General features: G+C 41.2%; 14 protein-coding genes. 1 reads left to right on the forward strand and 13 read right to left on the reverse strand.

All coding sequences use genetic code 11. The features are described from left to right. Positions 1–66 precede the first annotated feature (66 nt). A complete protein-coding gene (locus tag NQ489_RS15300; RefSeq protein WP_015526109.1) occupies positions 67–873 on the forward strand; it encodes a helix-turn-helix domain-containing protein in 807 nt (268 codons plus the stop codon). 195 nt (positions 874–1,068) lie between these two features. Here the strand turns inward: NQ489_RS15300 and lgt are convergent, their stop codons facing one another. From lgt to NQ489_RS15365, 13 genes are all read right to left on the reverse strand, one after another. Beyond that, positions 1,069–2,187, reverse strand: a complete 1,119-nt coding sequence (gene lgt, locus NQ489_RS15305) for a prolipoprotein diacylglyceryl transferase (protein WP_021651633.1) — start codon at positions 2,185–2,187, stop codon at positions 1,069–1,071. Between the two features lie 56 nt (positions 2,188–2,243). After that, the gene (ychF, locus tag NQ489_RS15310) at positions 2,244–3,341 is read right to left on the reverse strand and encodes a redox-regulated ATPase YchF (protein WP_044961563.1); all 1,098 of its coding nucleotides are present in this window, start codon (positions 3,339–3,341) and stop codon (positions 2,244–2,246) included. Between the two features lie 83 nt (positions 3,342–3,424). After that, positions 3,425–4,555, reverse strand: coding sequence for a tyrosine-type recombinase/integrase (locus NQ489_RS15315; protein ID WP_021651631.1), 1,131 nt, complete (start codon positions 4,553–4,555; stop codon positions 3,425–3,427). 103 nt (positions 4,556–4,658) lie between these two features. Continuing rightward, entirely contained in the window at positions 4,659–4,859 is a 201-nt protein-coding gene (locus NQ489_RS15320; RefSeq protein ID WP_004844455.1) for an excisionase, read from the reverse strand. A 41-nt stretch (positions 4,860–4,900) separates the two neighbouring features. After that, positions 4,901–5,716: an ATP-binding protein gene (locus NQ489_RS15325; RefSeq protein ID WP_021651630.1), complete on the reverse strand. Its 816-nt coding sequence runs from the start codon at positions 5,714–5,716 to the stop codon at positions 4,901–4,903. Further along, complete coding sequence (locus NQ489_RS15330; RefSeq protein ID WP_021651629.1) at positions 5,716–6,243, reverse strand: replication initiator protein A; 528 nt, start codon at positions 6,241–6,243, stop codon at positions 5,716–5,718. The genes NQ489_RS15325 and NQ489_RS15330 overlap by 1 nt, the downstream gene beginning before the upstream one ends. A 618-nt stretch (positions 6,244–6,861) precedes the next feature. After that, on the reverse strand, positions 6,862–7,014 hold the full coding sequence (locus tag NQ489_RS15335; RefSeq protein ID WP_021651627.1) for a hypothetical protein: 153 nt from the start codon (positions 7,012–7,014) through the stop codon (positions 6,862–6,864). 12 nt (positions 7,015–7,026) lie between these two features. Continuing rightward, complete coding sequence (gene mgtA / locus NQ489_RS15340; RefSeq protein ID WP_021651626.1) at positions 7,027–9,792, reverse strand: magnesium-translocating P-type ATPase; 2,766 nt, start codon at positions 9,790–9,792, stop codon at positions 7,027–7,029. 25 nt (positions 9,793–9,817) lie between these two features. Then, positions 9,818–10,129, reverse strand: coding sequence for a DUF3784 domain-containing protein (locus tag NQ489_RS15345; RefSeq protein ID WP_021651625.1), 312 nt, complete (start codon positions 10,127–10,129; stop codon positions 9,818–9,820). A gap of 242 nt (positions 10,130–10,371) precedes the next feature. After that, the gene (locus tag NQ489_RS15350) at positions 10,372–11,049 is read right to left on the reverse strand and encodes an MgtC/SapB family protein (RefSeq protein ID WP_021651623.1); all 678 of its coding nucleotides are present in this window, start codon (positions 11,047–11,049) and stop codon (positions 10,372–10,374) included. Between the two features lie 228 nt (positions 11,050–11,277). Beyond that, positions 11,278–11,781, reverse strand: coding sequence for a winged helix-turn-helix domain-containing protein (locus NQ489_RS15355; RefSeq protein WP_021651622.1), 504 nt, complete (start codon positions 11,779–11,781; stop codon positions 11,278–11,280). 16 nt (positions 11,782–11,797) lie between these two features. Then, complete coding sequence (gene mgtA, locus NQ489_RS15360; protein WP_021651621.1) at positions 11,798–14,461, reverse strand: magnesium-translocating P-type ATPase; 2,664 nt, start codon at positions 14,459–14,461, stop codon at positions 11,798–11,800. Positions 14,462–15,219: 758 nt separating this feature from the next. Further along, positions 15,220–15,894: a thiamine diphosphokinase gene (locus NQ489_RS15365; protein WP_021651620.1), complete on the reverse strand. Its 675-nt coding sequence runs from the start codon at positions 15,892–15,894 to the stop codon at positions 15,220–15,222.

A 15,894-nucleotide genomic window follows, 5' to 3' on the forward strand; every position in this document is an offset into this window, starting at 1 on the left:
AATCCACCGGATTATGGTATAATATGTTTCACCAAAATATATAACATTTAGAAACAGGTGAATATCATGTCGATCTATTTCAGAAACACTCCGGTCAGTGCTCCCTTCATGTTTGAATCTCTTGGGAACCACTGGAATCAGGTTAATATCTTCCGTCCGGACGGATATCCGTATTATCATTACCTCCAGACTGAAAAGGGTACCGGACGCATTGAAGTCCGTGGAAAATTTTATACTCTCGGAGCCAACGAGGGCATCCTCATCGCCCCCGGTGTCCCTCATTCCTATCACAGGGAGTCTACTTCCTGGACCACGATGTTTGCCACCTTCACAGGAACACTGGCAGGCAGCATTCCTTCCATGACAGACAACCAGGAAGTGATCCTTATCGAAAAGGAACAAGGAGCCAGTATCCGGAAAATGATTTCTTCTACCTTGCGTAAATATCATCAGCCCACACCGGATATGAAATCTCTTTCTTCCGACTGCTATAATTTTCTTATGAATTTTACAGACTGTGCAGCTTCTCCGAAGATACAGGATAATCCTCTCTACCAGAGATATGTGATCCCGGTAATAAAAGAAATCGAAACCGGTTATCAGCAGGATATCACTGCAGCGCAACTGAGCCGGAGCGTTTTTGTCTCTCCGCAGTATCTTTCCCGTCTGTTCCGCCGTTTTATGGGCTGCTCGGTTTACGAGTACGTTACCATGTACCGCATCAGCCGCGCACGTGAGCTTCTGCTTTCCAGACCGGATATGAAGATCCAGGATGTTGCCGGCGCTTCCGGATTTTCCGATGCCAGCCACTTTATCGCCATGTTCCGTAAAGTCACAGGCACAACTCCTCTGGATTTCCGAAAGATGTACTGATATATTCCTACTGCACAGCACAAAAACTGCCCTGCCGGAAACGTCGTAGAAGACGTTTTCCTGCAGGGCAGTTTTCTGCTGCTCTTATCAGCCAAATGCCGGTATCCTTATCCTATATTCTGATCCATCAGACAAAAGCATCTGTATCCTATATCTGTTTGATCTCAGTTTCCGTAATATAATTCCAGAATACGGTCAACTCTTTGGCTGGCCTCCAGATTCTTCAGAAGATCGCTCCTGCTCCTGATCTGGCTGTCCAGCTTCTTCCGTTCCTCCTGCAGCTGCTGCAAAAGTGACGCTTTCCGAAGAGCTTCCTCTTTCTTCTGTATCTCGTTCTGATCCATTTTTTTCTCCCTGTACAGTCTCTGTTTCCAGATTCTCTGCTACATTTTCCCGTTGCTGTTCCGCTTCTTTCTCTGCCTGCTGATCTTTCTCGATCCTTCTCATCCGTACTTTTGCCCGCTTTCTGGACATCACGCGTTTCACTGCAACTACCACGGTACAAAGAACAAAAAGTATTACCGAGATCACCAGTGAAACATCCACGCCGGTTCCCGGAAACGGTATTTTATCTGTGCGGAACCGCTGGAGCACTGTTCTTCCAAGACCATAGCCTGCCAGATATCTCAGAAAGATCTCTCCCTGAAATACTTTTTTGCGAAGCAGCATCATAAGCACCAAAAGCACAAGCAGACACCAGAGACTTTCATAGAAAAACAAAGGCTGTACCAAAATCCAGGTACCACCGTCCACGATTTGAAGCTTTTCACGCATAGCCGTGGTGACCTCTCCTGCTCGTACCGCAGTCAGCGGCAGCTGCATGGAAAAAATGTTATCTGCATATTCCCCGAAAGATTCTCTGTTAAAAAAGCTTCCCCACTTTCCTATTATCTGCCCGATCAGAAGTCCCATGCAGGCAAGATCTGCCATCTGCCAGAAGGATTTCTTTCGGATCCTGCAGTAGACCGCACCACCCAGCACACCACCCAGAAGTCCGCCATAAAACATAAGTCCTCCGGACCGTATATTCAGAAGCTGTCCCGGATCATTTTTATAAAGGCTCCAGGAAAAAGCCGCATAAAGCAGCCTTGCCCCTGCCACACCGGAAAGCAGCGTTATGATGGCCAGATCCAGATATGCATCCGGATCTTCATGATTTCTTCTGGCTTCCAGTACCACAAAAAAGATTCCCAGAAGCATTCCTATCGCGATCAGGACGCCATAGATCGTGATCTCAAAGTCAAAGATCTCAAAGGATCTCGGCACATGATCCAAAACCAGATTTAATCCGGGAAACCGAATTGACATATCCATAAAATCACCTGTTATAATTTTTCAGCTTACAGCCGGTATTTCACAGACGTTGGTGATCACACGTTAAATCTGAATAAGATCACATCTCCGTCCTGTACAACGTACTCTTTTCCTTCCATACGTACAAGGCCCTTCTCTCTGGCACCTGCATAGGAACCGCAATCCAGAAGATCCTGATAATTCACAACCTCTGCTTTGATAAATCCACGTTCAAAGTCTGTGTGGATCTTACCTGCTGCCTGCGGTGCCTTGGTTCCGATCTTGATGGTCCATGCTCTTGTCTCATCCTCTCCTGCTGTCAGGAAGCTCATAAGGCCAAGAAGGTGATAGCTTGCGCGCACCAGCTTCTCCAGGCCGGATTCTGTCAGTCCCAGATCCTCAAGGAACATCTTTCTCTCATCCTCATCCAGCTCGGAGATTTCCTCCTCGATCTGCGCACAGATCACAAATACCTCGCTGTTCTGTTTGGCAGCGTATTCACGTACTGCCTGTACATACTGATTGTTCGCCCCATCATCTGCGATATCATCCTCTGCAACGTTAGCCGCATAGATCACCGGTTTTGCAGTAAGAAGATTATAGGTTGCAAGCCATGCATCCTCATCTTCGTTCTCTGTTTCCAGAGTAATGGCAAGCTGTCCCTCTTCCAGATGCGCCTTTACTTTTTCAAGGAATGCAAGCTCTTTGGCAGCTTCCTTATCCATACGTGCAGTCTTGGTAACCTTGGCAATTCTTCTCTCGAGGATCTCAAGATCAGAGAAAACAAGCTCCAGATTAATAGTCTCGATATCGCGGAGCGGATCAATGCTTCCATCTACATGAACAACATTGGAATCCTCAAAGCAGCGTACCACGTGAACGATAGCATCTACCTCACGGATATTTGCAAGGAACTGGTTTCCAAGTCCCTCTCCCTTAGATGCGCCTTTTACAAGACCTGCAATATCGACGAATTCGATCACTGCCGGTGTTACTTTTTTTGATTTATAAAAATCTCCGAGAAGATTCAGTCTCTCATCCGGAACGGTTACAACACCCACATTGGGGTCGATAGTACAGAACGGATAGTTTGCGGATTCTGCTCCGGCTTTTGTCAGTGAATTGAATAATGTACTTTTTCCTACGTTAGGAAGACCTACGATTCCTAATTTCATTTTCTCTATTTCCTCCTGTAAATCCTTTGATTTCAAGGGATTTCAGCATACTTACTTTTGCAAGTGGGCCATTTAGTGGGCCATTACATTGCCATAAGCGCTTCTGCTACCAAGTCCATTTCTTTTTTCTTTTCTTCCTCGGTAGTATGAACATATAAGTTCATTGTAATTCCAATATTCGAATGGCCCAGTAACATCTGAAGTGTTTTCGGTTTCATTCCTGCTTCAATACATCTGGTAGCAAAAGTATGTCTCAAGATATGCATCGAAAATCTTGAAATTTTTGCTTTATCACAGATTTTAAACAGCGCTGTATCATATGTACTGTTCTTAACCGGTGTTCCTTTTCGACACAGAAACACAAATTCTTTCCATTCTGTTGAAATTTCTGAAATCCTCTTATTCTTTTCTTTTTGTTTTTTTAGTATAGCAACCGCTTCTTCTGTTAAGGGTATCGTACGGTAGCCTGATTTACTCTTTGGTTCTCCGATACGCCACTCCTTTGCACTATAACGATATTCCATACTTCTGCGAATCTGAATTGTTTTGGATTTAAAATCGACATCTTCCCATTTCAATCCTACCAATTCGCCTGTTCGCAATCCGGTTTGTAGTATAAAACGATACTGATTTTCATAGCTTTGACCTTCTGCGTATTGTAAAAATATTTTTTGTATGTCTCTTGTTAAAGCAATCTTCTTCTCAGATGGCTTTCCCATATCACTTTTCACAGATTTTTTGCAGGGATTGCTACACAGGACTTCATTTTCTTTTGCATACTCAAACATGTTGTATAATGCAATTCTTGCCTGATAAATTGTAGATGTACGATACTCCTGATCTGCCATATCATAAAATATTTTCTGACAGTGAAGTGGTTTCACGTCTGATAGTGTCATCTTCCCAATTACCGGTTTAATATTTTTAATATATCTCTCCGTATAATTGCGAACAGTATTTGAACGGACTGTTTTCTTTTTTATCCCAATCCAATAATCAAACCATTGATCGACCAGCATATCTGATGGCATTGAAATATCACTGTGTTCATCCACATAAGTCGCATCAGCAATCCATGCTCTGCACTCTTGCAGCTTTTTGAATCGTTTATGTTTTCTCTTTCCAAACCGATCTACAAATCTGGCTGAGTATAATCCCGTACTTTCTTGGGTTATTCCTTTGCCAAGTTCTTTGCCTTTTAAATCTTTTCCCATATTTCAGCTCCTCTCATAAGAAGCCCTAATACAGTACCTTGTATTATACCATAGCATCTTATTTTTGTGAATATTCATTTTCATCTCATCTTCTGTCATTCATTTATATTTCCACACTTTCCGAAATGAATTTTTCAAATTCTTTTCTCTTTACAAGTTTTTTCGTACCTACGTAAAGCACAAACGGACATCTCGGTTCTTTCAAAAGACTACTTATTCTATTTTGTCCGATATTACTGTATTCTGCTGCCTCTTCAATTGTAAGAGCCACTTTTTCACATATTGCAACATATTGTTTGTTCATAAAATCCTTTCCTTATTGTTTAACGTGCGTAGCATTCACTTCTATCCGCAATACACACGATCATTCTTTGTATTCAACAACGTTTTCGCTTTCTCCATTTTCATACTTGCAATTGCTTCTCGTTTACTTGTGCCTCCAACATACATTGGTGTACACATTTCTAAAATACGGTCATAGATACGTCTTTTCTCTAACATGGTCTCGCTTTTTATTTCTTTCAGCGGAAGATTGGTCGTGATGATCAATGGTCGTCCTGAACGGATCCTGCGATCTATGACGCTAAAAATAATTCCTAACGCATATTCTGAATTTCGTTCCACTCCAAGATCATCAATAATCAAAAGCTGGTAAGAAGCCAATGCATTGATATATTCCATTTTGTCTGCCAGTGGAAATATATCATCGATAATGGTATTGAAATTTGTCATCTTTACCGTTACTTCTCGTTTGAGAAGATCATTGGCAATACACCCGGCAATATAACTTTTCCCGGTACCAACCGGTCCCCAAAACAAACAACCAATATGATTTCTTTTCATTTCATCCCAGTTATCAACATAGCTTTTGGCCTTATGCATTACCGCATCTGACATATCTGCATTTTCAAATGTCCACTCTTCCATTCTGCTCTCGTCAAAACAGATGCTCGTATTTCTGCTGACTAATTCCCGGTGCTCTTTGTCTTTAAAATATTTTTGTTCTTCTTCATATGCTTTTCTGTCACAGGCACATTGCCTGGAATGTTTTTTCATCCCCATAAAACTACCCTTAGGGAAAAAAGCTTCTTTCGCTTCCCCACAGACTTTGCAATATCGCAAACCATCACTGCCTACACATACGGGATCTTCTTCTCTCATCACAAACTCTCTCCCTCCCCATAGCAATAATTTACTTCATGATATTTATTACTTTTATATTTCTCAGTTACTTTACTAGGTGCCACATTTCCGGCTTCTGCACAGCCATTTTTATGACCAGATGATGGGTGCTTTTCCGGCTCTATTACAGCCATCTTTTCAACCGCCTTATCATCAACCGGCTGTAAACCTATCTCATCAGATGGAATTTTCACATATAAATGATTAGGTTTTGAAAATCCACCGGATCTGCGAACCAATAGTCCCACATCATCTAATTCCTTCAACGCTGTTTTTACAGAAGATTTGCATTTATCGATTTGAACAGACAATTCTTCTATTGGAAATATCAAATAAACATTTCCATACTTGTCTATCCAGCTATTCTTTCTCGATATCCGCGCCCGGTCATACAAAATCATATAAAGAAATTTTGCATTTTGAGAAATGCGCAGTTTCAGCAAAAACTTCGGAAACTGGAAGTACTGAAGCATCTGCTCAGACTCCTTCATGTATTCATATTTCATTCTTTTCTCGCCTCGTTTCTGTTTCTAATTGTTGTAAAAATCATTTTTATGCCGGCTAAAAAATGTTCTTACACATATACAAAAGATGAAGGGCATAAATACAGCCTCTTAATGAAAAATTTTTATTTTTCCTGCAAAAAATACCCTTTCATTAATACGAAATGCTGAGAGACATTTTTACAACCCCCTGAGGAAATTTTTTTATTTTTTTCGGTTAATCGAATACTTAAAAACAAAAAAACACTCACCTATTCACAGGTGAATGCCTTATCAAAATTTCCTTATTTTGTTGTCTGTGACGCTTGCTCAGAAACGCTTGCGTATCTGCTAAAATGTAATTGCCTGCAATTATATTTTCACGTGGGTATGGGGACGTAATCCCCATCAAGTCCGCTACTCGTAAGTAATACAAAATTGTCAAAATGACAATACTGTAATACACGGGTGGATCTTGCTCTGGTTGTAACACATGAATTCATACAATAATAGGCCCAAATGGGCACTTTCACCATTCGAGCCTATATATTATATGTCTTTGGGATAATAGCTTAAAAAATAACTGTCTAGACCACTTTTTAAACTGTCTACTATTTAGGGTACAGTTTATTTTCAACCATACTATTTTTTATTCTTTGGCTTTATTCCCCAGAATACCACATTCATGAGTATTACGATCAACAGCACAACAGCCATTGATACCCAGAATCCCATATTGAGTCCGAGCCATTCACAAGTTCCAAAAAGTGTCATCCATAATTCTTTCCAATTCATTCTTTCTACCTCCTAGAGCAGTTCGCCATAATAGCGGACATATGCTTTTTTCAAGCTTGTTGCCAGCATCATGTACAGCAGAATACATGGGATCAGATATGCAAAATATGATGCCGGTAAAGCAACAAGACCAAGTGCAGCTCCAAATGGTGTGAACGGAATCACAGTCAGAACTGCAATACCTGTCATGGTAAGCAATGTTACCGGTGCTGATGCACGGCTCTGGATAAACGGAAGCTTTGGTGTGCGGATCATGTGGATGACTAATGTCTGGCTCCACATAGATTCCACAAACCATCCTGCCTGGAACATTCCGATATACCGTGCCTGCATAGCAGCAAGCTCTGCACCGCTGTAATTGGCTGCCAGATCATTGAATAAAATGCCTTTTGATACAAATAACGGGCAGAATACAAAGTACATGAATATATAAGTTGTAAAATCAAAAATCGAACTTGTAGGTCCAATCCAGATCATAAAACTACCCACACTGGAAGCATCCCATTTACGTGGTTTTGCAATAAACTCTTCGTCTACGTTATCCCATGGAATTGCTGTACAGGACAGATCATAGATCAGATTCAGGAAAATCAGATGTACACTCATCATCGGGAGGAAAGGTAACAGTGCCGAAGCAGCTAATACAGAGAACATATTTCCAAAGTTAGATGAGGCCGTCATCTTGATATATTTGATCATATTAGCATAAGTTTTACGTCCTTCTATGATTCCTTCTTCCAGAACCATCAGATCTTTTTCCAGCAGGATGATATCTGCGGATTCTTTTGCCACATCTACTGCAGTATCTACAGAGATTCCAATATCGGCAGCTTTCATTGCAGCGGCATCGTTGATTCCATCACCCATGAATCCTACGGTATGACCGTTTTCTCTGAGAACTGAAACCACGCGTGCTTTCTGATCCGGTGTAAGCTTTGCAAATACCTCTGTTGTCTCTACTGCTTTTGCAAGCTGGCCATCTGTCATATGATCCAGATCAGAACCCAGAAGCATGTTGCGTACTTCAAGTCCTACCTGCTTGCAGATTGTACGTGTTACCTTATCATTATCACCTGTCAAAATCTTTGTTATTACGCCGTGTGCTTTCAATGCCCGAATTGCATCTGCAGTAGACTCCTTTGGTGGATCAAGAAATGCCAGATATCCAATTAGTACCATCTCACACTCATCTTTTATACCAAATGCACCCACCGGAGAAGGATTGCTTTTTTGTGCAATGGCAAGCACACGGAATCCTTTGTCATTCAGTTCGTCTACTGTTTTCAGAATACGCCCACGAACCTCTTCTGTAAGTGGCTGCACAGTACCATCGCACTCAGCAAAAGAACAGATGGAGAGCATTTCTTCTACAGCTCCCTTTGTTACCATCTGTGTCTTTCCCTTTTTATCCTGTACTACCGTAGTCAGACGACGACGTGTAAAATCAAATGGAATCTCATCTACCTTCACATAATTTTCAGACAAATCGAGGAGCTTTGGATCTGCCGCCTCTTCTTCCTCTGTTCTGTGAATGATCGCCAGATCCATCAGGTTCTTATAACCGGTCTGGAAGTAGCTGTTTAAGTATGCATGGCGCAGTACTCTTGTATCATCTTCTCCATTCACATTCAGGTGATATTCCAACACAACCTTATCCTGTGTCAGTGTTCCTGTTTTATCTGTACAGAGAATGTCAATGGCACCGAAATTCTGGATAGAATTCAGATTCTTAACAATCGTCTGCTTTTTACTCATGGAAACGGCACCTTTTGCAAGACAGGTTGTTACGATCATCGGCAGCATCTCCGGAGTCAGTCCGACAGCCACGGAAATACCGAACAGAAAGGCATCCAGCCAGTCTCCCTTTGTGATACCATTGATAAAAAATACCAGCGGAACCATGACCAGCATAAACCGGATCAGAACCCATGACACTGCATTCACGCCTTTGGTAAAGCTTGTCTCCACTGCTTCACCTGCAATCGCAGATGCCATGGAACCAAACAAAGTGCGGTCTCCCGTGCAGACAACCACTGCCGTTGCACTTCCGGAAATTACATTGCTTCCCATAAAAGCAATATTGCTGTAATCGGTGATGCTTTCTTTCTGTGCACATACCTTCGGTGTCTTTTCCACCGGTTCGCTTTCACCTGTTAAGCTTGCCTGACTGATAAATAAGTCTTTGGCATCCAGAATACGGACATCTGCTGGGATCATGTCTCCTGCTGAAAGATGTACGATATCTCCTACAACCAGATCGTCCATAGGAATCTCAATTTTTTCCTGTTCTCTTCTTGTGACGGTGCAAGTAGTTGTGATCATGGATAACAGTTTTTCTGCTGCATTTCCACTTCTGGATTCCTGTACAAAACGAAGCGTACCGGAGATCATAACCATGGTCAGAATAATCACCACTGTTAATGGATCAAAATCTTCCGGTGAACTTCCTAACAGAGAAAAATATGGAAAAACCATATCTGTCATAGTAGAAACAACTGCCAGACAGAAAAGGATTGCTGTAAATGGATTGATAAATGCTCCAGCCAGACGTTTCGCAAGGGATTGTTTCTTCTCATGCGTTACTTTATTCGTTCCATATTTTGTCCGACTTACCACTATATTTTCAGCATCCAGTCCACGAAGTGTTGTGTGCAGACTCTTCAAAACCTCCTTAATCGGATTGGTAGCCGCATGTTCGATGCGGTGGTTCTGCTCGTCACGGATCACAGCTTGCTGTGCTGCCTGCCGAACAGCCATACGATTTTCTTTCTTATTCATTGGTCTTTACCTCCTTGTTTTGCAATTATTTTTTATAATATCGATCACTTTTCTCGATATACCAAAGATCAAATCCCGCCACAATAAACCATGCAACCATAGCAGTCACAAACCAGTGATTTTCAAAGCCTGTCCATAGACCTTTTAGCAGAAAAATCAATCCATTTAATGCAATGACTTCACCGATGTTACGACAAAGCGGCACAATTTTAATCTTCTCTTTCTCTTCCTGCGGCATGTTTTTCCAAGAAGAGAAATGAATATGGCCTTTTCCACATGCAAACATAAAACCGGCAATCGTGAAAATGATACCAAAAAAGATACAGGTTAAATTCATGGTTTTCTTCTCCTTTCATTGATTCCTCTCGTTATGAGCTTATTTATTTTCTGAAGCCTGATAAGCAATTTCACCATCGTAACTGCTAAAAAAATCCAAACAACCACAGATATTTGATACCAGACCTGTATCACCAAAATTTGGTGAGCCGGAAATATAAGACTCACACAACTGCATGCTGCAGTGAATAAAATATAAAGAATGAAAAAAATTATCCATCTTTCACTTTTGATTTTTTTCAACTACAACACCTCCCAACCTGCACTGATTACTTCCGGAAGTTCCAATGCCTGACCAACAATACCTTCCAGAACATTGCTTTTCGGTTTTCCCGCAGAACAATACTTCGCTATGATCTCGACTTTATCCCCCACAACATCTCCACTTTCCAGATGATTCAGATACAAGGTCTTACTGGAATTGCTAGTGATCAGTAAAAGTCTTATTTCCTGTTCTGCATCTTCCTGACAAAGTACTGTGATGCAGTATTCTTTTTCAGATTCATCTCCTACAGCAATCGGATTAAGTTTTCTTGCAAGCGGACGCAGAATCAGATTTGAACCAATCAAAATGCCTGCTGCAGAAACTGCCATTATAAACATTCCTGTGCTGGCAAGAATACCAATTGCCGCTGTACACCAAAGTGTTGCTGCTGTATTCATTCCTCTTACCGTACCGCTGTCTTTAAAGATCACACCACTGCATAGGAATCCAACACCGGAGATAATGCTGCTTCCTACACGAAACACCTGATCGGAACCATAAAGCATTGGAAATAAAGTAAAAAAACTGGTTCCCATACAGATCAGAACATTTATCCGTATTCCAGCTGGATGCCCGGTCAACTGCCTTTCCAATCCGATAAAAAATCCAAGCAACACGGATAAAGAAATTCTTAAAACAAAATCTGTGTATACCATACATACCGCCTCCCTTCGACCTCTTACAGAATACAAAAAAAGCAAGGAGAATCACATGACCAAAATCTTGCGATTTCCTTGCGATTTAGCAAGAACTATGAGAAACACACTCCGCGAGTTTCTCATAGTTATCGCGACAGTCGCCAAGGCCTCGTGCAAGCACGGACTTTGGCTCGTTGTTCGCGTAAATTACAAAAAATTTGGCGGACTGCTTTCAGCCCGCCTGTTTTACACCTTATCATTAAATTTATATCCGATCCCCCAAATCGTAAGTATAAACTTTGGTTCATCCGGATTCGGTTCAATCTTCTTTCGCAATTTTCGAATAAATGCCATGATATTACTGTCATCTAAAAGATAATTTTCAGACCATACTGCCTTATAGATCTGCTCTTTTGTAAATACTTCTCCTCTGTTTTCCGCCAGAAAATACAGGATATCAAACTCCTTAGGAGTCAGGGAAACCGCTTGGCCCATTCTAGTAACGCTCCTGCTTTTCGGATTGATTACTAATTCCCCAATTTTCATCTCATCCGAAAGATTGAGAGATGCAATTTCTGAATTATTTGCAGTGCTGAGCAGTAATGAATTTATCTCGCCACTCACCATATCATAGATACCAGAAAGCAGTTCTTTCGCACTGTCACTTTCTGGTGGTTCTTTGATCAGCTTTTGAAGGAGCCATTCCTGCAGGACAGAATCCATGGAAATAACACTGATATTCTTTTTCATGATGGTTTCCCTCCTTTCAGATCAGCCCATGATATTTCTTCTGATAAACAGTTTTGACCACCGTAGTCAGAAGCATATAGAGTAAGACTACAACAAATAAAAACAGGAAATACATGATTGGCAATTTCGTCAATCCAATAACACCTGCGCTTTTGGTAAAAGTAAGTGAAGTAAAGACAATAATTCCTGCAAAGGTCGTACAAACAACCGGAATGGAAGGACTGCTCTGCACAAATGGTATCTTCCTTGTCCGAAGAAAATGAAGGATCAAAACCTGCGTCCACATCGATTCTAAAAACCATCCTGTCTGAAACAAAGCAACATACTGCGACTGCATCACTGGATCTACCATGTTCAGATACGTTGTATCGCCACACAATAATGGACAGAGAATATAATACAAAAACAGAAATGTCACGATATCAAATATCGAACTAATAGGACCAAAAAATAACATAAATCGTCCCAGCGTCTTTCCGGACCAGTCTCTTGGCGAGAGTGTTTCTTCCTCATCCACATTATCCCATGGAAGGATGATACATAAAACATCATACAGCAGATTCAATAATAAAATCTGCAGAGATGTCATTGGCAAAAATGGTAAGAATGCACTGGCACATACAACAGAAAAAATATTGCCAAAATTAGAACTTGCCGTAATCTTAATGTATTTGAGCATGTTTGTAAATGTTTTACGCCCTTCCAGAATCCCCTGCTCTAATACACCTAAATCCTTTTGAAGCAATACGACATCCGCTGCATCTTTCGCTGCATCTACCGCTGTATCTACTGAAATACCAACATTCGATTCACAAAAAGCCGGGATATCATTGATTCCATCTCCCAAGAAACCTACTGTATGTCCATTTTGCCTTAAAGCAGAAACAATACGGACTTTCTGCCCTGGTGTTACTTCTGCAAATACATGAATATCTTCTACTGTTTTGCCGAGTTCATCGTCCGTCATCTGATCCAAATCTGCACCAGTCAATATGATTTCTGACGGGATTTTGACCCTTCGGCAAATAGATGCTGCCACATCAGCCTGATCACCTGTCAGTATTTTCGGTGTTACCTGCAGTCTTTTCAGAGCCTCCACAGATGTCTTTGCTGTCTTTTTCGGTGCATCAAAGAATGCAAGATATCCCATCAGGATCATATTGTTTTCGTCTGTCGGTATGATCTGATCCTGTTTCTCAATCTTTTTCCGTGCAACAGCAATCACTTTCATTCCATCCTGCAGCATCTCATCCACTACAGAAGCAACACTCTGCATCCCGTTTTTTTCCATCGGTAGGATTTCGCCACGAAATTCCACATGACTGCACCGAGACACAATCTGGGAAATATTACCCTTCATAATAAGCTGGCAATCTCCATTTTTATCTGTCACCAGTGTACTAACAAATTTGCGGGAATAATCAAATGGAATTTCATCCTCTTTCTGATACCGCATAAGAAGATCAGAAAAATGCTGTTCATGCCCAGGCATCGTCTGGCAGGCAAGAATTGCATTATCAATTGGATTACATACACCGGAATGGAAAGCACTATTTAAAAAAGCAAAATCCAATACCTGCCCACTTTCGTTTCCCAGCACATCCATATAGTATTCCAATAGGATACTTTCATTGGTCAGTGTTCCTGTTTTATCCATGCAGAGCACATCCATGCTACCAAATCCTTGCATTGCATTAATGTCTTTAATGATTGTCTGCTTTTTACTCATACTCAGGCTGCCCCTTGCAAGGCAGGCTGTGATCACCATCGGCAGCATTTCCGGCATCAAGCCAACGGCAACAGACAGTGCAAAGGCAAAAGATTCCAGCCACCTTCCACCTGTGATCTGCAATAGTATGAATACAATAGGAATCAATACTGCAATAAAACGAAGCATGACCCAGGCAATAGAGTTGGCTCCTTTTTGAAAAGACTGTTTTTCATCTGGATCTTCTTTCGTAAAACTACCATATAGTGTGTCTTTTCCGACTGCAAGCACAATACCCTCACCTTTTCCACTGATGACAGTTGTTGCCATAAATGCAAGATTTTCAAGTTGCGTCAAGGATTCCGAATTACTGTAACTCAATGCCTGTGCATTTTTTTCCAGGATCGCACTTTCGCCTGTGATCGCTGCCTGGGAGAGAAAGAGATCACTTACTTTGGTGAGTCTCAGATCAGCCGGAACACGATCACCTGCCACAAGCAGAACAATATCTCCAACCACCAGTTCCTCAGCTGGAATCTCTTTCACTTCTCCCGCACGCCGTACGGTAATGCTTTCATGTATCAGCCGGTTTAGCTGTTTTGATGCATTCTTTGCACGAAGTTCCTGAACCAAACGGATTGTTCCGCTAATCAAAATCATTGAAAAAATGATAATCGCAGTCGTTGCATTTCTGGCAAAATTCGATACAAGAACCACATCTGTAGCCAGTGAAATGATTCCAAGAACTAAAAGAATGATATTAAATGGATTGATGAAGGCACGCCGCAGTAGTCGTAACATGGTATCATTTCTTCTTTGCGAGAAACTATTTACACCATACTTCTCTCTCATCAATTCAACCTGTGATTGTGACAGGCCTTCCCCTGATATCTCTAATTCCTGATATATTTGTGATACTTCTCGATAAGCATATTTCTTAATACAACAATCGATCAGTGTAGTTTTAGGCATATAGACTTGCCTCCTTTCTCAATACCGATATATTTATTTTAACATTATCTTAAAAAAACTCCATGCTTAGATTCTTGCTTTTTTCTTGCGATTACATTGATAATTTACTTCTACACCGCACCTCTTTAAAACCAATAAACTCAAGGCCTTTGTTCCGTCCCTTAAACACTGCCGTGACAATTAAAAGCAAAGCATAATACAACAACGTTCTGTTCGATACTAGAAATATATCATCAGCATACAGTTTGAGCGGAAAAAGTCTCATGGTCATGAGCGAAAATGAAAGCAAAATTTATTAGATGGTACAACATACTATGCCTTTAAAATTCCAGTTACATATTCATATTGGAACCTAATCATCTGTTATTTTTATTATAATACTTGAAAAAAAAGAAGCACTCATACAAGCGCTTCTTCTTACCATATTAGGACTTCGACCAAAAGTTAGTGGGCCACAAAGTGGGCCATTTTTCAAAAAATTACATGAATTTATATAGAGTTTTATCCAAGTCGAAAATCCGCTAAATGCTCTAGCTATCAGCATTTAAAGGCATTTAACAACTTATATGGACATTTATGAAACCTGTCTCGTAATAACGATTCCTAATTTCATCTCTCTATATACGTCCTTTCAATATATTTATTTACAGTATTTTTCAGATACTATTTAAACAGGCCTTTCCGTTTTTCAGGCCATTCCTGTCCCATATTACCATACACAGCCTGAAATCGCAACTGTGAGGCATTTATTGTTACTGTCAGTCCCTGGACATGATCATCAGAAGCTGCCCGCTTTCATACAGGATCTCTGCGGTTTCTTCCGAAATCTCATTGCTGACGGTCAGGCCACTGTCTTCTACTGTCAGATGATATCCGTTCAGCGGATACTTAAATCCCCTCAGAGTGAGGCCTGTCACATCACCTCCCACAGTAAAGAATGAAACATATTTTCCAAACTGCTCCTCTCTGTGCAGGATGGTTCCGCTTTCTGCAAGTGTGATATAATTCCACTGATCTGCGATCGCAATACGAACGCCCTGTTCCTTACCCATGGAAAGCAGTCCCAGATTCGCCAGCACATGATCCAGCCTTGTGCCGGTAGCTCCCAGGATCAGGATATCCTTTGCACCCTTGCGGATCATCTGGTTTACCGCAGACTGTGTATCCGAATCATCCTTCTCTGGCTTCAGCCTGATGATCTCCGGTCCCTTCAGGCTTTCCATATATTTTTGGCCTTCTTCGGAAAGACTGTCAAAATCCCCAATTGCAAGATCCGGAATAAATTCCCGGTTTTTCATAAACCATTCCATCCCCTTATCTGCAGCAACAAGAGTAATTTTCTCTCCTCGGCTTTCTTCTATTCTTTTTTTTAAAAAATCGAGGGCAAAACCATTCTGGATATTGCCCCCGCTGATTATTATTGTATCGATCAT

It is taken from the genome of Blautia sp. KLE_1732_HM_1032 (genome assembly GCF_025147905.1).
GTDB classification, from domain to species: domain Bacteria; phylum Bacillota; class Clostridia; order Lachnospirales; family Lachnospiraceae; genus Blautia_A; species Blautia_A fusiformis.